The organism is Solidesulfovibrio carbinoliphilus subsp. oakridgensis, from assembly GCF_000177215.2.
Lineage (GTDB): Bacteria > Desulfobacterota > Desulfovibrionia > Desulfovibrionales > Desulfovibrionaceae > Solidesulfovibrio > Solidesulfovibrio carbinoliphilus.
Map to the genome: position 1 here is coordinate 2,656,586 of NZ_CM001368.1, position 18,646 is coordinate 2,675,231.

Below are 18,646 nucleotides of genomic sequence, written 5' to 3' on the forward strand. Positions count from 1 at the left end.
CATGAAGGACACGGATCTGTGACTCTAGGATCTTGCGGTTAAGCGTCCATGAAGAAGAAAAAACGAAACTAGATATTCACATTTATCCCGGTATACGTCCTGTATGGTTACCTAGTTTCCTCCATCTCGTTTTTTAGATGGTTGTTCCACCTTATGGATCTTGACGCCTGTCTATAATGTCGTTCAATCGATTCAGCAGCAGTTTCAATTTTTTGTATACAATGGTCAATCGTTTCAAATGCTGTGAGAATCCATGTTGTTGAATAAGTATAGAATTGATCTGTTCCTGAAGATGGTTCAAAGTATTTAAGTGCGTAGCTAGTGCGTTCTGCTGGCTGGCCTGGATTGTTCCCTGGACTTCCTGTGCTTGTCGCAGCTCCCGTTCCAAAACACTCAGAGTATCCGTGAGAGTACGTTCTATTTCGGTCATGACCTACTCCAGTTTTACGGCTTGCTGTTTGCCCACCGTCCAGCCTGTGTGGGCCGAAGTTTTCGGCGGCAGGATGATGAACCGGCCATCCTGGTTCTCCAGGAGTTTCAACCCCCAGGTCCGCTTTTCCAGTTGGCCGACGGTGTTCTCCAGCTCGGCTTTGCTCGCATTGAGGCTCTGAATCTCCCCCTGTAAGGCCAAGACCCTGTTTGTGATCAGGGTCACCACGCCCCAGCCGCCCAAAGCGGTTCCCATCAGCAAGGCCATGCTCAGGAGCAGGGCTTGCAGCCATCTTTTTCCAAAGGCCCAGCTCAGGGTTTGGCAGCGTGAGGCGATGCTCTCTTCCAGCTTCCCAAGCTTTTCCTGGATAGCGGCTTCGGTTGTACGCAGCGCGGCGGTCGATGACTGCCGTAAGCTCTCGCTCAAAGCGTTGAATTGCTGCCGGGTCAGGGCTTCGAGCTCCTGCCGGTCCTGTTCGGTCTTGGCCCGCATGCGCTCGGCCAGGGAGGCCAGCGAGTTGCCAGTGTTCGGCATAGATTCCCCCTTTGAGGCGAAGCTTTTCGCCGCTGGCAGGGTCTTTGACGGTGACGTAGTCCTTGCCCGCCCTGTTGATCTCCAGGCCAGCCTCCCGTAGCGCCGCAAGAAGCTCGGAGCGGTTTGTAACCTGCCCCTCTTCGATCTTCATGAGCAGGAAGGCGTGGACGGCGTCCTTGGCCTCCGCGCGTTCGTCCTTGCCGGGTGTTGTTCCCCACCGAATTAGACGGGCTTTATGCAGGTCCGCGTGTTCCGGCGTGCGCAGTCGGGCTCTGGCCGGATCGTCCGGCCTGGCCCAACCTTCGCGGTGATTGTGCAGGTCCCGGAACACGTCGAAGTGTTTTTGCCACCCGGGCGGGCAGGGATTGAAGGCCTTGCCGCTTGAGAGCTCCACGCGTGGGATGACGAAATGGAGCTCATGATGCCCGGCATGGTGATGCCTCACCCAGAGAATATTGCGCTGGTCCGGCTCCAGGCCGGCAAAGGCCACGGCCTCGAAGTCGTCCATGACGCGCGTTTCTTGCTTGGGCGTCACGACTTCGTCCGGATGCCAGGAAAGGACCCCGGCCGTGAACTTCCATTTGGTGTCCAGGGAGTCGATCAGCTCTCGCGTTAGCTCCGGATCGCCGCGCAGCACTACCGGCGGATGTTTGTCCCGGTCCGGGTAGTCCGGACGCACAAGATAGCGCGTCGGCCCATCCCCGGCCCCCTGGCCGTGCGGGAAGACCTTCATGTACATGGTGTCTCCCTGAAAGCTTTTGACTCCATGGAGGAAGAGGGTTCTTGCCGCTCGCCTTCTCCCGCGCCTGCGCCTCGCTTGAGGGACCTCTCGATGCTCAAGAGGGTAGCCAAGACCTGAATGGCCTCTGCACGGCTTTTGTACGTATTGGCCCACCTGGCTAGTTGGTTCAAGTTCGCACCCACTCGGGCAAGCTGGCGAACGTGCTCCTTCTCCAGGGGTGTTTGGCGAAGGCGGTAGTCCATGGCGCGTTGGCGGATGAAATCCGTCACGGTCTGGCCCTGGGCTTGCGCCTTGGCCGTGATCGCTTCCTTCTCAGCCGGGGTGACGCGAAGCTTGATCCAGGCTGTCCGGCTCGGAGCCTTTTCTTTCATGGCGTCACCTGCCTTGATGCCTTTGGCAGGGGTCGAGGGGGGCGCAGCCCACCCGCCAGCCCCGGCAGGGGGCACCGCGTCAGCGCGTGCCCACAACGGGTAGGCTGGCTCTGCGACATGCCGCCGATGCGCGCAGGCTTCCCGCAACTACATACCGATGGCGAAAAAAGCGAAATAAGCGAAATAAGGTTCACGCGAGACTCCTCCTTTCTTCGCTTATTTCGCTTTTTTCGCTTAATTCGCGCAGAGCCAGGATGATCCGGGGACGGCCTGCGTTTTTGAGCTTGGTGATGGTGATGCGCTGTTGCGCTTCGAGTTGCTGTAGCAGAGGTTTGAGGCGGTCGCGGGGGACATGCCTGCTCAGGACGGTGCTTAGTTCGGTGGCCGTGAGTGGGCCGGCCTTGAGCGCTTCCAGGATCTTATCCTCCAGCGGGTCCGTCGCCCGGTCTCCGAAGATGTAGCGCGCCGAATCCTGGGCATAGCGCCACATGACAAGGGCCGCTTGCAGGTGGGGCTCCTCGATTTTCCCCTGAGCGTCCAAGAGCGCATAGAGGAGAGCCAGACGGAGGGTTTGGGCTTCGGCCCGGTTGATAATGCTCCCGGCCAGTCCCGTGTGCTCCTGGGAGAGCTCTGGGTAGACGTGTCGCCAGAGCTCCAGTGCTTTCGTCGTCATGGTCATGACGCCGCGTTGCTGGGCTTGTCCCACGCACCGCCAAAGCTCACGCTGCAAGGGCGCAAGCTCTGCGTCCGGCATCCGTGAAGGCAGGGCGACAAGTTTCGAGCGCCGGGCGCATATCCAGAGGAAACGGTTGCCGAAGCCATTCACGGCCTGCACCTCTCCCAAACACACGGCGAGCTCCTGCATGGTGATGTGGGTGATGATGCTGATGTGTGCGCCGCGCACCAGGACGGGGTTGTTCTTGGTCAGGGGGGCATAGTCGCCGGAATCCCAGAAGCAACGGATGCCCATGGAGAGCGTGTTGCCTTCCCGTTTGGTGCAGGCAAGGGCGCTGGCAAACTCCTCGTCCATGATGACGAGCCTTTTGTCTCCCTTTTCGCGGACCGGTTCGGCAGGGTTCTGACGCTGTCTCCGTTCCCGCTCTTCATCGCTTTCGTCGCGCACATGATGGGCCAGCCCTTCTCCTGTTGAGAGCGGGCCGCCACTCTCTCTGGCGGGCAAAGGGACCCCCCAGATCTTCAGATCAGCGGGCAGGCAGTGTTCCCGCCCAAAGAGCTTCGCCACGGGATGTCGAGAGGTTCCTTTGCGGGCCTTGCTGGTGCTGCCGCAGATGACGGCAAAGAGGCGCGGCGAGTGGACGGTCTCGCCCACATAGAGGTGCGGGCCTTTATCGGGCGCATAGCCGTAGACCTCCGCTCCGAAACGCACCAACGCCGTGATGCAGACCGCCGCCGGATCAGCTTCGCTGTCACGCGTCGCCAGCCGCACAAACTCGCCCAGGATGCCCGGGCAGGCGTCAAACGAGAATCGAGGCCACTCCTTGAGGTTGAGGCCAATGGGATCATCCGGTGGGGCCTCTTGGCGTGTGCAGGGCAGCGAAGAGACCAAGGGCCTGCCGCTCATTTCTCACCCCTGTCCCGCTGTTCCGTTTTTTTGGGCCTACCGCGTCGTCTGGCAGGCGGCGCGGGCTGTGCGGGGGAGGTCGGCTTCCAGGGAGTTGCCTGGGAGGCCTTGGTGTCGATCCATTCATTCACGGACTCCACCTGCCAAGCCAGTCGACGGCCTAACTTCACAGGCGGGGGGACGGCGTCAAACTGTTTGCGGGAGAGATGAGCGTGGATTGAAGCGATGCTCTTTCCGAGGATAATTGACAGCTCTTCGATGTTGTAAAAACGCTTGATCACCATGAGTAATCCTTGTCCCATTGGCTGTTTATGAATGGGCGAGGATAATCATGAATTGTTATTCTATGTCAACTTTCGAAAAAATGTAGTGAGTTCGAGTACTAATAAAAAGATTTGTCATTATTTGTCACTATTTGTCACTATAGTGCATAGATTTGTCATTTCCAGCCCGTATGCGATGTAAATTCTGCGGTTATGGTTGGCTCAGACCTGATTTGTTGCGGTGGCTTTTGTAAAACACACAACTATTTTAGTATGATATATGCGATAAAATAATTTGAATTTTTTTTCAGACCAATAGGAGTGTGCCTTCGTCAATCCTGCGATTGCACGTTGCTTATGCCTGCCCGGAGGCCGGCGACCTGCCGGCATTCTTCGGACCAGTCAACTCTCGAAGGCGGCCTTATGACTACGGTGGTTGCCGCCGGGCGAGTGCTCGGGGCACGGCTCGGGAGAGCTTCGGACTTCGCTGCTGACAGGGCGGATTAGGGAGACGCTTGGGAGGGGCGTGGAGGCCTGCGGCGACAATGGCCCCGCCCTGGCCGAGGCTGATGGTCTTGACAGAAAGTACCTTTATGGTAATTTTTACTTATGGAAAAACGAAAGCCGACGTATGACCTGGGCTCTTTCCAAGATGCGGCGAGAAGGGGCGAAGTCGCCGTGACGAGAACCGCCGCCCAGGCAGCCCAACGCCTCGGCTTCGATTACGATGGCATGATGGCGGTCATTGAGAGCATGAACCGCAGGCACTTTTACAAATCCATGACCGCCTACGCGGACAACGCGGCCTGGCAGGACGTGTATCATGTGCCGACATCCGCCGGGATTTTATACGTGAAGTTTATGGCTGGAAGGATTTCGGCCTTTGACCTGCTCTCTTTCAAGGAGAAATAGCATGGAAACAAATCCCCTGTGCCACGAAGACGGAACCGAAATGGTTCGTGACGTGAGGCCGGTGGAATTTTCCTACAAGGGACAGACGATGACTGTCGCCATGCCCGGATGGTATTGCCCGAAATGCGGGGAAGGTCTCTATACCCGTGCGGACATGAAGGTCTCCGACCGGGCACTAAACGCCATGAAGGCGAGGTGCGAGGGGCTGTTGGACGGCCCGCAGGTCAAGCGCATCCGCAAAAAGCTCGGGCTGACCCAGGCGGCGGCCGGCGACCTCATCGGCGGCGGCCCGAAGGCGTTCACCAAGTACGAGAAGGGGGATGCCCTGACCAGCCGGGCCGTGACCAACCTGTTAAAGGTGCTGGACGCCGTGCCTGACGCGCTCACGATCCTTCGGGAAAATCAGGGGCGTCCTTCCTGCTGATGCTTTTTGTTGTTCTTCCTTTTTTCGCGTGCACCCCGACAAAGCCAGCCTCACCCGGTTATGGGCGTGAGGCGTAGTTCGCCTGGATGTGATCCACGAACAGGCGGACTCTCTGAGGGAGCTGGCCGGGCCCTGTCACCAGATAGACGTCGTGCCCTAATCCCCCACTCCACTGGGGGAGTACCCGCACGAGGCGTCCGGCCGTTTCGTCCGGTGCGGCCAGCCGATCCCGGAGCAAGGCGATGCCATGTCCGGCCAGGGCGAAATCGCGGCACATCTCCACGGAACTGAAGGTGTATTTGGGCTCGACATCGACAAGGACCTGCCTATTGCTGTTGTGCATGGGCCAACGATGCCCGAAGCGTTCGAGCACGATGCAGGGAAGTCGGTACAGGTCCTTCGGCTCCACCGGCATGGGGTGATGCTTGAAGAGTTCGGGGGATGCGTACAAAAAAGGCTCAATGGTCAACAGCTTTCTGACCACAAGCGGTGGGGCGATGGAAGGCCCGATGAGAAAGGCGACGTCATAGGGATCGATGCGCAGGTCCACCGAGTGCTCCGCAAAGGTCAGGTCCAACCGGATGTCTGGCCAACGCGCAGCGAAATCGAGCAGCATGCCCCGCATGTGGTTCTCGTACATATCCCGGAACATGCAGACACGAACCAGGCCAGAAGGCCTTCTCATGTTAGTCACTACGGAATCATAAGCCTTTTGCGCTTCGCCAAGAATGAATTCGCATCGCTCTATCAAAGCCGATCCGGTATCTGTCAGCTTCACATTGCGGGTGTCCCTGTAAAAGAGCAGCACCCCCATCCGCTTTTCCAACAATTTGATGCGCCTTGAGAGTGTTGAAGCGCTCATCCCCGATATTGCAGCAGCCTTCGAAAAGCTTTTCTGCCGCGCGACCGCGACCAGAAGTGGCAGGTCTGTCAGAAACTCTTGCATGATTATGCCCATTTTTGGGTTAGAGTTTTCCATTTAGGCTATTTATTTATTTTTTGCGAATGTTAAAAAAGCATACTGCGGAATGCAAGAACCGCAAGGCGGTGTGCCTGCCGTCGATGAGGCCTCGAACCCGCCCGGGAGGTTTGGTGCAGCCGCTTCCGACAAACACCTGGGGCGCGTCCGGGCTTCCGGAGGGTGGTTCTCACGACGAAGCATCGGTGATGAGCGGCATCACCCTACAGAGACGAGGCATGCGCGGCGCAGATTGTTCGGCAACCAACCACAGGAGCGAAAGAATATGACCATGCAGTCTGTCCTTAATGACACCAATACATTTCTGGAACATCTCGGCATGAAGGAAGAGCCGTTCGGCGTGCATTACGCCGATACCTTGCCGGAAAAGGCTGTCGGGCCGAAGGTGGGGGTACCCATTTCGCGCGAATTGGAGGATCAGGGCAAGTTGGACATGCAGGAAATCTTCAAGACATTCTCCTGCGTCATGTGCAATGTCTGGCTGGCCAGAAAGCGACACAGCGCCGCCTTTATTTCAACGGAAGAATACGGCTGCATCGGGGGCGTGTACTACTGCTCCATGATGAAGCCAGCCTTTGCTTTCATTGAGCATTATGTGGGCACGGGCATCAAGGGCACGCCAATTCATGGCGAGAGGTATATGCCCAATGCTGAGAGCGTGCGAAATTTCCTTGCCACGGTCAATCCGCGCCCGGCTCCGGCGAAGTACTGTATCTTTAAGCCGTTGTCCCAGTTCACAAACGGTCAGGAGCCAGAGTTCGTCATCTTCTTCGCCCGACCCGAGGTTTTGACCGGCTTATTCACTCAAACGGCATTCACCACAGGTGACATGGACTGCGTGGTTTCTCCCTTTGGTGCGGGTTGCACCAACATGCTCGCCTGGCCTCTGTATTACCAGCAACAGGGGCTGGAAAAAGCCGTCCTCGGCGGGTTCGATCCTTCGGCCAGAAAGTGCATGAAGCCCGACGAACTGACTTTCACGGTGCCTTTGGGCCTTTACAGGAAAATGCTGGCCGCCTTGCCCGAATCCATGTTCAATGTGGACGGGGAGTGGAAGAACATTCGCAAGAAAATCGCCCGTAGCGCCAAAGCCTGGGGGGAAGAAGAATAGGCCGGGCTCTTGTTTGATAGCCTGACCCTGTCCTTTGGGCGAGTCAGTTGCAAAGAAAAGGGGTTACCTAGTTTCGGGCAACCCCTTCCGTGTTTTTCCGTAGGTGGCTGCATTCAGGCATGCTTGGGATAAAAATCAAAACCGCCGCAGAAGAAGTCGATGGCGGGCTTGAAGTGCTTCCGGCTCCAGTACGAACTGCCGGGCATGCTCGGCCGCCTTTTTATCCTGCCGTACATAGCAGGGAATTTGCGGCATACCATACAATCCCGAGGAGAGCGTGACGTCCGGACGCGAGTCTCATCTGGGCCGGACATCATTTGTTGTGACCTGGGCCGTTACGCAAAACTCCCCATATTACCTGCAGCACGAGGAGTTTTTGCGAGTGAAGATTCACGCGAGGATCTTCACTCGGTCGTTCCGGCGGGAGGGACCGTACTCGGGCTACTGCCTTTCCGGGGACAGGGGCCATCCCACGTTGTGCATCGAAGACGCCAAAAAAAGTTGCTCCAATTTGCTCCAATTTTGCTCCACTCGGTCTGAAAAAGCGTGCATTTTCATGAAAATTCATGAACACTCATCTATCTGATATTGTTTGATTATTTCTGATAAGGCATGGTAAAAATTGAACGTATTATGAGACTTCGAATCCGACGGTCGGGCGTTCGAATCGCTCCGGGCGCGCCAAGTAAATGCGATTGTTACGTGACATTTTCCCTGCCGCGGCTGCCGGCCGGCCTCTCCGGCGCCATCCCACCAGCCATATGCCAAGTCTGCCGCAAGAGATACAAAAAGCCGCCTTGCCCGGCAAGACCGGGGCCGCCGCCACAAGGCGCCGGATCAGGTCCGCGGCGAACTCGAAGCCATCCGGGCCTGGGCTTCCGGGGCACCGTGTTCGTGACCGACGACAATTGCATCGGAAAAACCGCTTTGCCTCCCTGCGTCACGGGGGCGCCCACGACCATGCGAGGCGTGCCGGGAATGGCTGCCGTCCCAGGGCCAGGACGCCATGGCCGGCCCTGGTCGTTTCGACCTGGAGAAATTCAAGGAGGTGGGGTAAACCGCCGGGGATGCCCGGACCGGCCGGCCTGGGCGGCAAGCCCGATAGAGGATTTGGCCATGACGACGACAAAACATCCGATGCATATTCTCGTTGGGAAAATACGGCGCTTGTACGCCGTTCATTTTCGCAAGGGCTACGTGGCCAGGCAACTGCAGGAGCGTCGGGGCGACTGCCACCAATGTGGAACATGCTGCCATTTTTCCCTGACCTGTCCGATGCTGACCGCGGATAAACTGTGTCGCATCTATGGAAAATGCCGCCCCAAAGCTTGCCGGCTCTTTCCTCTCGACCAAAAGGATATCCTCGACGTGGCCCGCTGCGGCGGCGTGTGCGGCTATCATTTCGATGCGCCCTTGAAGGCCCGCAAGCCGGAGTGACAGGCCGCCCGGGCACGGAGGGCATTGCGTCCGGAAATGGCTGGCCGCACGTCTCGCCCGGGTGTGCGCCGGCCGAAGCGGACGCGGCCGGCGAGCCCCGGCCGGACGGCTGCCGACGATCCGTGTGCCCGGCCTTGTCACCACACGCGCCATGGGCTATTCCTGAACGCTCGGAAGAGTGTGCCTTGCTATGCCAACTCCCCTGAAAATACGCGACAACCCGTGAGGGACACCATGGTTTTTGACGCCGCCCGCTGGATTCGGCTGGTCCACGACGACACGCCGCTGTACCTGCGCCCGGAAGTGCCGGACTGGTTCGTGCCGAACGCCGCCGGGGACGCGGTCCTGGTCGGGGCCGGACGCGCCGGCGCGGCCGGCATCGAGGCCGCCCTCTTTTGCGACCGCCTGCCCGATTTCCCCCTGGCCCCTTACGCCGGGCGGCAGGCGGCGCTGCCGCTCACCTCGCTCAAGGAATTGTGGCTCCACGTCACGGACCGGTGCAACCTGGCCTGCCGGCACTGCCTCTTCTGCTCCGGACCGGCCGCGGCCCGGGAGCTGGCCACCGAAACGGGGCTGGCCCGCATCGCCGAAGCCCGGAACCTCGGCTGCCGCGTCTTCGCCCTGACCGGGGGCGAGCCGTTTCTCCACCCCGGGTTCGAGGCCCTTCTCGACGCGGCCCTCGAAGACCCAGCGGCCCACGTCGTGGTCCTGACCAACGGCACGGGCTTTGACGCGGCCCGTCCGGCCCTTGGCCGCTGGCCCAGGGACCGGCTCCATTTCCAGGTGAGCTGCGACGGCCTGGAAGCCCGCCACGACGCCCTGCGCGGACCCGGGGCCTTTGGCCGGCTTCTGATCGATCTCGGCCTGGCCCGGCAGCTCGGCTATCCGGTCACCCTGTCGTTCTGCCCGACCCGCGACAACCTTCGCGACCTGCCCGGCATCGTGGACGTGGCCGCCGCCACCGGCGCGGCCGGGCTCCACCTCATGTGGCACTTCGCCGTGGGCCGGGGCGCGGCAGACGACCAGCAGCCGGACCTGGACGATTTGTACGAAGCCGTGGTCGCGGCCGCCCTTCGGGCCGAGGCGCGCGGCGTGGCCATCGACAACCTGGAGGCCCTTCGGACCCAGGTCTTCGCCCCGGTCGGCACCCGCCACGACGGCACCAGCGCGGGCTACGAATCGGTGGCCATCGGCCCGGACGACCGGCTCTATCCGAGCCCGGCCCTGATCGGCGTGGAGGAACTGTCCGCCTCCCTGGCCACGGGCCTGGAAACGGCCTGGCGCCAGTCCGCGCCGCTGGCGCGTCTGCGGGCCGCCACCTGCGCCGAGGCCGGCTCGCCCTGGCGGTTTCTTCTCGGCGGCGGGGATCCCGACCATTCCTTTCGCCACAGCGGCACGTTCACGGACAACGATCCCTACCAGCCGCTCCTCGAACGGCTGGCGGCCTGGACCATCGTGCGCGAGGCGGCCAAGGTGTCGCCGCGGGTCCCGGCCGGACGGCCGGCGGTGCGGCTTAAAATGGGCGAGACCCACGAGAGCTGCCACGCCCACGGCGAGGTGGCCCTTGCCCACACCAACTGCCTGCTCTCCATCGCCGGGGAAGGGAGCCTGTCCCAGATCAAGGCCTTTTACACCGAAGCGGCTGCGGCGGAGAAAGGCGACATCGTCAATCCGGTCCACTACCCGGACGAGATGGTGGCCCATATTCCGGTCCGCTACCGGGTGCGCGGCTACGGCTGCGGCTCGCCCATCGCCGACGCCGGGCTTGTCCCGGGCGAGACCATGGTGGACCTCGGCTGCGGGGCCGGGGTGGAGTGCCTGATCGCGGCCAGGCAGGTGGGGGAAGGCGGCCGGGTCATCGGCCTCGACATGCTGCCGGCCATGCTCGCCCGGGCCCGGGCGGCGGCCAAGGCCACGGCCGAGGTCCTCGGCTTTGCCAACACGGTCTTTTTCCAGGGCTACCTGGAGGCCATGCCGCTTGTCGACGCCACGGCCGACTGCGTGACCTCCAACTGCGTGCTGAACCTTTCGACCCGAAAGCGCAGCCTCTACGCCGAGATCTTCCGCATCCTCAAGCCCGGCGGCCGGATCGTCTTTTCCGACGTGGCGACCGTCACCCCGGCCTCGGCCGCCATCTGCAACGACCCGACCCTGCGCGGGGAGTGCATCTCCGGCACGCTGACCCAAAAGGACCTGTTCGCCATCCTGGAGGAATCGGGCTTTGTCGGCATCCGGATCATCCGGCGGTTTCCGTACCGGTTCGTGCGCGGGCACCAGTTCTATTCGGTGACGGTGGAAGCCCGCCGGCCGGCCGCCGGCGCGCCCCGGCGCACGGTCCTGTACCGGGGCCCGTTTCGGGCCGTGGTCACGGCCTCGGGCGACGTGCTTCGGGCCGGGGACGTGCGGGACATCGAGCTCTACGAGGAGGACCTGCGTGGCGATGCCCTGCTGGTCCTCGACGACAAGGGCTTTATCGCCAATCCGGCCTTCGACGCCGGCGGGTCGTCGTGCTGCTGCGGGGCCCCGGCTCCGGCCGACGCGGCCGTGACGGAGCTGCTCGGAAAACTGCCGTCCCACGAAGGGCTGGCCCCATTCAATCTGGCCCCGCCGGTCGGAAAATAAGCGCCTCGGGCCGGCCGCCGCGGGAGCCGCGTTGCATTCCTGCAACGCCGGCCACGGCCGACCACACGGCTTCCCCGGTTCCGGCCCTTCCCTTTTCCCGCCGGGGAGGGCCCGGGAGGGGTGTCATCGCCTCCCGGCCGCCGGAGGCATCCCTTCTCTCTCCTCCCCCTGTCCCTCCGCTATTCCCCGCTGGCCTTTTTCATCTTCCGAAAGATGGTCGTCCGGTCCAGGCCGAGCCGCCTGGCGGCTTCGCCGACCGTGCCGAAGTGGGCGATGGCCCGTTCCAGGTAGTCGTGCTCGAAGGCGGCCAGGACGTCCTTGTAGGGCCGGTCCCAGTCCGGGGTGGCGTCGGGGCAGGAGGCGGCCGGGGACGGGCCGCCCGTGGCCATGGCCCCGCCCGGCCCGCCCATGGCCGCGGCCGGCAGCGGACACTCCTTGACCCGCATGGCTGTGGGCAGGTCGTCGGCCGCGATCTCGCCGTCGCAGGTGATGACGAGCCCCTCGATCAGGTTTTCGAGCTCGCGCACGTTGCCCGGCCAGTTGTAGTGGGCAAGGACGCGCTCCACTTCCAGGGAAAAGGCGGCCCGCTTGCGGTAGCGGGCGCCGAAGCGCTGCAGGAAGAGCCGGGCCAGGGGCAGGATGTCGTCGGGCCGGTCGCGCAGGGGCGGAATTTCGAGGACCGCCACCCGGAGGCGGAAAAAGAGGTCGCTGCGAAAGGTGCCCACCCGGGCCTCGGCCTCGAGGTTGCGGTTGGTGGCCGCGATGACCCGGACATCGGTCTTTCTGGCCCGGCTGGAGCCGACCGGGGTCAGCTCCCGGTCCTGGAGCACGCGCAGAAGCTTCGATTGCAGGAGAAGCGGCATCTCGCCGATCTCGTCGAGAAAGATGGTCCCGCCCTCGGCCATTTCGAAAAACCCGACCCGGCCCTTGGGATGGGCCCCGGTGAAGGCGCCCGGGGCGTAGCCGAAGAGTTCCGATTCGATCAGGTTCTCCGGGATCGAGGCGCAGTCCACCTTGACAAAGGGCTTCTCGCGCCTGGGGCTGGCCTCGTGGATCATGCGGGCAAAAAGCTCCTTGCCGACCCCGGTCTCGCCCAGAACCAGGGCCACGGCGTCGGTGGCCGCCACCCGGCGCAGGAGGTCCATCAGCCGCTTCATGGCCGAGTTCTCGGCAATGAAGTTGGTGATGCCCCCGCCCTCCCGGATGAAGAAATCCATCTGGTGCTGGTAGGTCTCGATCAGCTCCTGCTGGCGCGAGATGCGCTCGCGCATCCGGGCCATGAGCGTGATGTCCCGGGCGTAGAGCACGACCAGGCTGACCGTGCCGTCCGGGTCGCGCACGGGCTTGCCGTCGATGGTCATGGACCGGTTGTCCCGGGTGACCTGGATGGAGGAGGCGGGCCGGCCCGTGGCCACGATCTCGGGCGTGATGGGCGCGAGGTTGAAAAGCCCGGCTTTCTTGAGCTCTTCCACGTTCTTGCCGATCAGCTCCGCCTTGGACATGCCGGTCAGCTGTTCGTAGGCGGCGTTGACTTTGAGGGCATAGCCGTCGCGGTTGGCGATGAACACGCCGTCCTCGATGCTGTCGAGGATGGCGTCGAGGTGCCGGGCCACGGGATCGGGCGGTGTTTGTACTTTTTTTCTCAAGACTGCCCCCGAATGACTTCCTGTTCGTCCCTGTTTTCCCAATCTCACCGGGTTGCACCTGTGCAATACCGCAACATGTGGCAAATATGCAACATGGAGCAAAATCGATAACAATTTGATTTTGCAGGGTTTCACAGGATCGTCATCAAAAATCGCGCTGCCGATTTGCAACACCATCCCATCGGCTTGAAGTGATGATCAGATCAATTTTTATGAATTTTAATGATTACAATAAATTACAATATCTGGCACGGCCATTGCTTTAGAAGAGGCAACGGCAACGCCGCTGCAGCACAAAAAATACGAAAGATTTTCATAAGGAGACCGCCATGAACGCCGAAACCACCACCGCCAAGGTCCGCCCCATCGTACGGCCGCTCGAACACTACACCGTCGAAGGCATGAGCGAATGTTCCGCCTGCGGCCGGGCCGTCAAGATGCAGCTCCTTATCAACGACGACGTCATCGTCGAGGCCGGTGGATCGGTCGAAAGCTGCGGCTACAGCCGCGAATGCATGGCCGCCCTCATCGAAACCGTTCGCGGCATGAGCGTCTACGACGCCCAGGCCGTGTCCACCGAGGATTTCCAGCCCAGGATGACCCGGGTCATCGAAAAGCTCGGTTGCGACAACTGGTGCGTGGCCGCCCTGCGCATCGCCCTTCGCAACTACCGTATCAGGGAAGCGGCTTAGGCACACCGCTTCCCGTCCTCCAGGCCGCCCGTCGGACCCACGGACGGCCTGGGGCAGGCCAGGGGACGTACGCCGCTCGCGTCCCCTGGCTTTTTCATGTCCGAAATCCGGTTCCCTCCCCCGCTTTGACAGCCGCCCCGCCCTTCCGTAGACCATGGCTATCCTTTCCCTTGCCGCACCACACCCGGACCCGGAGAAGCCCATGCCGACCGCGAGCGTTACGGACTTCCACGATATCGGTTCCCTTGGCGAGGACATCCGCCGCCACATCCTCTCCAATCTCGGCAACGACCTCTATCCGCCGGACCCCTTCCGCTCCTTCAGCGGCCTGGCCTACGCCATCCGCGACCGGCTGATCCGGCTGTGGCTGGCCACCCAGGCCTCGTACTACGACTCCATGACCAAGCGGGTCTATTACCTGTCCATGGAATTTTTGCCCGGCCGGTTCCTCATGAACTACATCACCAACCTGGGCATGGAGGACGGCTGCCGCCAGGCCGCCTCGGACCTCGGCTACGCCCTGGAAGACCTGGCCGAGGAGGAGCGCGACGCCGGCCTCGGCAACGGGGGCCTCGGGCGGCTGGCCTCCTGCTACATGGATTCCCTGGCCACCCTGCGCATCCCGGGCTACGGCTACGGCATCCTCTACGACTACGGCCTGTTCCACCAGACCATCGTGGACGGCTGGCAGGAGGAACGGGCCGACAACTGGCGCCGCCACGGCAGCCCCTGGGTCATCGACCGGGTGGAGCACCTCTACCCCGTCCGCTTCTACGGCAGGAGCGAACCCTACCGCGACAACAAGGGCGCCCTGCGCTACCGTTGGGTCGAGGCCGACACCGTCATGGCCATGCCCTGCGACATCCTGATCCCGGCCCACGGCGGGGCCCACGTCACCAACATGCGGCTGTGGACCGCCGCCTCGTCCCAGGAATTCTCCCTTCGCGACTTCAACCAGGGCGATTTCGTCGGGGCCATGCAGGCCAAGATCCTTTCGGAAAACATCTCCAAGGTCCTCTACCCCAACGACGAACCCATCGCCGGCAAGGAACTGCGCCTCAAGCAGCAGTATTTCCTGGTCGCGGCCACCCTGCGCGACATCGTGCGCCGCCACAAGAAATCCGGCCCGTCCTTCGACGGCTTCGCCGACCAGGTGGCCATCCAGTTAAACGACACCCACCCGACCATCGCCATCGCCGAACTCATGCGCATCCTGGTGGACGAGGAATTCCTCGCCTGGGACGCGGCCTGGGACATCTGCCGGCACACCTTTGCCTACACCAACCACACCGTCCTGCCCGAGGCCCTCGAAACCTGGTCCGCGGACCTCATGGGCCGGGTCCTGCCCCGGCACCTGGAAATCATCGCCGAGATCGACCGCCGCTTCCTGGCCGAGGTGGCCGCCCGCCACCCCGGCGAGACGGGCCGGCTCTCGCGCATGGCCATTATTGACCGGACAAGCGGCCGGGTCCGCATGGCCCACCTGGCCATCGTCGGCAGCCACGCCGTCAACGGCGTGGCCAGGCTCCACTCCGACATCCTCAAGGACCGGGTCTTCAAGGACTTCGACGCCTTCTATCCCGGCAAGTTCACCAACGTCACCAACGGCATCACCCCCCGCCGCTGGCTCCTCCAGACCAATCCGACGCTCTCCCGCCTCATCACCGACCACATCGGCCCGGACTGGGCCACGGACCTGACCCGGCTTACGGACCTCGTGCCCCTGGCCGGGGACCCGGCCTTCCGCCAGGCTTGGCGCCTGGCCAAGCGCGACAACAAAAAACGGCTGGCCCGCTACGTGCTCCGCAAGACCGGCATCGGCATCAACCCCGACACCCTCTTCGACGTCCAGTTCAAGCGCATGCACGAATACAAGCGCCAGCTCCTGAACGTCCTGCACGTCGTGACGCTCTACAACCGCCTGCGCCGCGACCCGGCACTGCCCGTGCCGCCGCGCACCGTGCTCATCGGCGGCAAGGCCGCGCCCGGCTACTTCATGGCCAAACGGATCATCCGGCTCGTGACCGCCGTGGCCGAAACGGTCAACGCCGACGACGCCATCCGGGGCCGGCTGCGCATGGTCTTTTTGCCCAACTACTGCGTTTCCCAGGCCGAGAAAGTCATCCCGGCCGCCGACCTGTCCCAGCAGATCTCCACCGCCGGCATGGAGGCCTCGGGCACGGGCAACATGAAGTTCGCCCTGAACGGGGCCCTGACCATCGGCACCCTGGACGGGGCCAACATCGAAATCATGGAGCAGGTCGGGCGCGAGAACATCTTCATCTTCGGCCTGACCACCCCGGAAGTCGAAGCCGCCCGCGCCGGCGGCACGCCCCCCCGCCGCCGCGTCGCCGCCGACCCGGAACTGGCCGAGGCCCTGGACATGATCGGGCGGGGTTTTTTCCACCCGGCCGACCCGGGCCTTTTCACCCCCATCCTCGACAGCCTCCTCGACCACGGCGACTACTACTGCGTCACCGCCGACTACCGCGCCTGCCTCGACGCCCAGGACGCGGTCAACGCCCTCTACCTCGACCCCGACGCCTGGAGCCGCGCCTCCATCCTCAACACCGCCAACATGGGCTATTTCTCCAGCGACCGGGCCGTCCTGGAATACGCCAGGAATATCTGGAATATCGAGCCGCTCGGGGAGTAGGACAGAAAAGATGCCTCCGGCGGCCGGGAGGGGGTCACCCCCTCCCGGACCCACCCGGAAGGGGGAAAAGGACAGAGTACCCAGTTTCGACGACGTTCTCACGCATGAAGAACAAAGCGCTCCCGACACCGTGCCGGTGCCGGAAGCGCTTTGCAAAACGGCTCCCCTTTCAGGGGGTCCGGGGGGGATGATCCCCCCCGGCCGCCGGAGGCATCTTTTCTTTTCCGCCCGACGCTATCCCAACAATTCGTTGATCTTTTTCATCACCGCGAAGGCGTCGGCGACGTAGAGCACGTCGGCCTTGCCCTGGGCCCAGCCGCAGGCGGGATCGAGGTTGACGGCCCGGCGTTCGCCGATGAACCGCCAGCCGACGACGTGGGGCTCCTCGCCGTGGCAGCAGGTGGCCAGCCCCTTGGGATGGCGCGGGGTGGCGCCGGTCTGGCCGACCTGGTGCAGGTGGGACAGGAAGGGCAGCACGGCCTCGCCCTCGCCGCCCATGTCGACCAGGGACTTGCTGCTGCCGAGCGAGGCGGCGGCCTTGCCGACGAAGCCGAGGATGAGGTCGGCGGCATCGGCCACGTGGGGCACGCCGTCGGCCTGCTTCTTGGTCCAGCCCGCGCCGGCCACGAAGAGGAGCCGGGCGTCGGGACGGATGGTCTGCTCGTCGGCGGCCGGGGCGATGACGGTCTTGACGGTGGTGCGGGTCAGGGCCTCGGTGACGGGCACGTCGACCGGCGTGACGGCCGCCTGTCCGGACGGGCCGTCGCAGGCCGCGAAGACGCCGGCCGAGACGGTCAGGCACCAGGGCCGGGCCGTGCGGGTCAGTTCGGCCTGCATGCGCTGGCGGTAATAGCCGCGCGTGGCGACCGCCTGTCCATCCCTGGCGGCCAGGCCCGTGACGTGGGCGTCGATGCGTCCGCCGAGGCGGGCGGCCACGCCCGGCAGGGCGCGCGACATGCGGGAGTCGTCGGCGGCGACGACGATGGTGGCATTGGCGGCTTTGACGAGGGCTTCCATGGCCGCGACGTCCGAGGCGTAGCGCGGCTGGCCAAATGCCTCGCCCGAGACGCCGTGGATGGCCGAGGCGTCGCAGCCGGCCACGGCATTGGCCGCGGCGGCCACGTCCGCGCCGAAAAGGCCGATGGAAAGCGTGGCCCCAAGCCCGCCGGCCAGGGTCTTGGCCGCGGTCAGGGCTTCCAGCGAGGCCTTGGCCAGGCTGCCGTCGGCTTCGGTGTGGGCGAGAAAGACGATGGTATCCATGATGGTGCTCCTGGCCCTAGCTGTTGATCCAGTCGATGATTTCCCGGGCGATGTCCTCGACCGGCGCGTCCTTGACCACGCGGGTCTCGCGCTTCTGGGCCGGGACGGCCACGGCCAGGTAGTCGATGGCCGCGGCGTCCAGGGCGGCGGGCTTGGCCTTTTGGAGCGCCGGCATGACGAGGCGCATGTTGGCCATGCCCACCTGCGGATTGTTCGGCGGCTCGGGCAGTTCGCCCGTGGCCCAGCCGATGGCGGCCGGGGCTCCGGCGCAGGTCGAGACGAGGTAGGCTCCGCCTTCGATGCGCTCCATGACTTCGAGCGATCCGTCCGGGCCCACGGTCAGCTTGTCCACGCCCTGGAACTGGTCCGTGACGCCGAGCATCTCGCCAAGGATCTGGAGGGTGGAGCCGGAGCCGCGCGAGGCCGACTGCCAGCCGCCGAAAAGCAGCAGCTTGGATGTGTCCAGGCCGCCGATGCCGTCGATGGCCGCCTTGAGCGCTCCCGCCACCTCGAAGGAATCCGCGAAGCCGCCGGCCGGGCCGTCGGCCACCACCAGCTCGAACGGGGCCTTCTGGGCTACGGTCATCATGACCTGCTGCAGCTTGGCCTTGGGCCCGAGCGACACCAGCCAGACCTTGCTGCCGGGCACGGTCCTGGCCAGGTTGGCCGCCTCGTACAGGGCGTGGGACGCCCAGGGATCGAGAATCGAGGGCAGCATCAGCTCGTTTTTAAGGCCCCAGCCGGCCGGACCCTTGACCGGTTCGAGGGTCTGGAGCGGATCGGGCACAATGCCGCCGCATACAATGATATGAAACATAGGCACTCCTTTCGGGAGGCGAGGAAACCGGGGGAGGGAACCCCTTTTTGCAAAAAGGGGTTCCCTCCCCCGGACCCCCACCCTCCCCAAAAACTCCTCAAGGTATCATGGCAAACCGCTCCCCGTATCAGGGGGGGAGACCGGGCGGCCGCCCGGCTTCGCCCCCGA

Annotated in this window: 16 protein-coding genes and 1 pseudogene; 7 read left to right on the forward strand and 10 right to left on the reverse strand. The window is 63.2% G+C overall.

Features of this window, described 5'->3' with window-relative positions; all coding sequences use genetic code 11:
• Positions 1-151: 151 nt before the first annotated feature.
• From DFW101_RS19820 to DFW101_RS11575, 6 genes and pseudogenes are all read right to left on the reverse strand, one after another.
• Positions 152-430, reverse strand: a complete 279-nt coding sequence (locus DFW101_RS19820; RefSeq protein WP_198285092.1) for a hypothetical protein — start codon at positions 428-430, stop codon at positions 152-154.
• Between the two features lie 3 nt (positions 431-433).
• A complete protein-coding gene (locus DFW101_RS19990; protein ID WP_009181703.1) occupies positions 434-964 on the reverse strand; it encodes a hypothetical protein in 531 nt (176 codons plus the stop codon).
• A 391-nt stretch (positions 965-1,355) separates the two neighbouring features.
• Positions 1,356-1,703 (reverse strand): annotated as a pseudogene (locus tag DFW101_RS20285) (relaxase/mobilization nuclease domain-containing protein); the annotation flags it as partial.
• On the reverse strand, positions 1,694-2,077 hold the full coding sequence (locus tag DFW101_RS11565) for a plasmid mobilization protein (protein WP_043642873.1): 384 nt from the start codon (positions 2,075-2,077) through the stop codon (positions 1,694-1,696). The pseudogene DFW101_RS20285 and the gene DFW101_RS11565, both read right to left, overlap by 10 nt.
• Positions 2,078-2,267: 190 nt before the next feature.
• Positions 2,268-3,659, reverse strand: a complete 1,392-nt coding sequence (locus DFW101_RS11570) for a DUF3987 domain-containing protein (protein ID WP_009181704.1) — start codon at positions 3,657-3,659, stop codon at positions 2,268-2,270.
• Positions 3,656-3,943 carry a helix-turn-helix transcriptional regulator gene (locus DFW101_RS11575; RefSeq protein WP_009181705.1) on the reverse strand — a complete coding sequence of 96 codons (288 nt, stop codon included), beginning with the start codon at positions 3,941-3,943 and terminating at the stop codon, positions 3,656-3,658. Before DFW101_RS11575 ends, DFW101_RS11570 begins: the two co-directional genes overlap by 4 nt.
• A 588-nt stretch (positions 3,944-4,531) precedes the next feature.
• Here DFW101_RS11575 and DFW101_RS11580 point away from each other — a divergent pair.
• Entirely contained in the window at positions 4,532-4,834 is a 303-nt protein-coding gene (locus DFW101_RS11580) for a type II toxin-antitoxin system MqsR family toxin (protein ID WP_009181706.1), read from the forward strand.
• A 1-nt stretch (position 4,835) separates the two neighbouring features.
• Positions 4,836-5,258 carry a type II toxin-antitoxin system MqsA family antitoxin gene (locus DFW101_RS11585; protein ID WP_009181707.1) on the forward strand — a complete coding sequence of 141 codons (423 nt, stop codon included), beginning with the start codon at positions 4,836-4,838 and terminating at the stop codon, positions 5,256-5,258.
• A gap of 58 nt (positions 5,259-5,316) precedes the next feature.
• On the opposite strand, the gene DFW101_RS11590 is transcribed toward DFW101_RS11585, so the two are convergent.
• Entirely contained in the window at positions 5,317-6,204 is an 888-nt protein-coding gene (locus tag DFW101_RS11590; protein ID WP_009181708.1) for a LysR family transcriptional regulator, read from the reverse strand.
• Positions 6,205-6,502: 298 nt separating this feature from the next.
• Between DFW101_RS11590 and DFW101_RS11595 the strand changes: the two genes are divergently transcribed.
• The 3 genes from DFW101_RS11595 to DFW101_RS11605 all read left to right on the forward strand — a co-directional run bounded on the left by DFW101_RS11595 (position 6,503) and on the right by DFW101_RS11605 (position 11,407).
• A complete protein-coding gene (locus DFW101_RS11595) occupies positions 6,503-7,348 on the forward strand; it encodes a DUF169 domain-containing protein (protein WP_009181709.1) in 846 nt (281 codons plus the stop codon).
• Between the two features lie 1,116 nt (positions 7,349-8,464).
• The gene (locus tag DFW101_RS11600) at positions 8,465-8,785 is read left to right on the forward strand and encodes a hypothetical protein (protein ID WP_043642876.1); all 321 of its coding nucleotides are present in this window, start codon (positions 8,465-8,467) and stop codon (positions 8,783-8,785) included.
• Between the two features lie 234 nt (positions 8,786-9,019).
• Positions 9,020-11,407 (forward strand): methyltransferase domain-containing protein, encoded by a 2,388-nt coding sequence (locus DFW101_RS11605; RefSeq protein ID WP_009181712.1) that lies wholly within the window; start codon positions 9,020-9,022, stop codon positions 11,405-11,407.
• A gap of 179 nt (positions 11,408-11,586) precedes the next feature.
• Here the strand turns inward: DFW101_RS11605 and DFW101_RS11610 are convergent, their stop codons facing one another.
• Positions 11,587-13,053, reverse strand: coding sequence for a sigma-54 interaction domain-containing protein (locus DFW101_RS11610; protein ID WP_050805037.1), 1,467 nt, complete (start codon positions 13,051-13,053; stop codon positions 11,587-11,589).
• 329 nt (positions 13,054-13,382) lie between these two features.
• Here DFW101_RS11610 and DFW101_RS11615 point away from each other — a divergent pair, with 329 nt between their 5' ends.
• Together DFW101_RS11615 and DFW101_RS11620 are read left to right on the forward strand one after the other, a co-directional pair.
• On the forward strand, positions 13,383-13,745 hold the full coding sequence (locus DFW101_RS11615) for an iron-sulfur cluster assembly scaffold protein (protein ID WP_009181714.1): 363 nt from the start codon (positions 13,383-13,385) through the stop codon (positions 13,743-13,745).
• A gap of 202 nt (positions 13,746-13,947) precedes the next feature.
• Complete coding sequence (locus DFW101_RS11620) at positions 13,948-16,401, forward strand: glycogen/starch/alpha-glucan phosphorylase (RefSeq protein WP_009181715.1); 2,454 nt, start codon at positions 13,948-13,950, stop codon at positions 16,399-16,401.
• A gap of 234 nt (positions 16,402-16,635) precedes the next feature.
• Here the strand turns inward: DFW101_RS11620 and DFW101_RS11625 are convergent, their stop codons facing one another.
• On the reverse strand, positions 16,636-17,661 hold the full coding sequence (locus tag DFW101_RS11625; protein WP_009181716.1) for an electron transfer flavoprotein subunit alpha/FixB family protein: 1,026 nt from the start codon (positions 17,659-17,661) through the stop codon (positions 16,636-16,638).
• A 16-nt stretch (positions 17,662-17,677) separates the two neighbouring features.
• Complete coding sequence (locus tag DFW101_RS11630) at positions 17,678-18,478, reverse strand: electron transfer flavoprotein subunit beta/FixA family protein (protein ID WP_009181717.1); 801 nt, start codon at positions 18,476-18,478, stop codon at positions 17,678-17,680.
• Between the last annotated feature and the right edge of the window lie 168 nt (positions 18,479-18,646).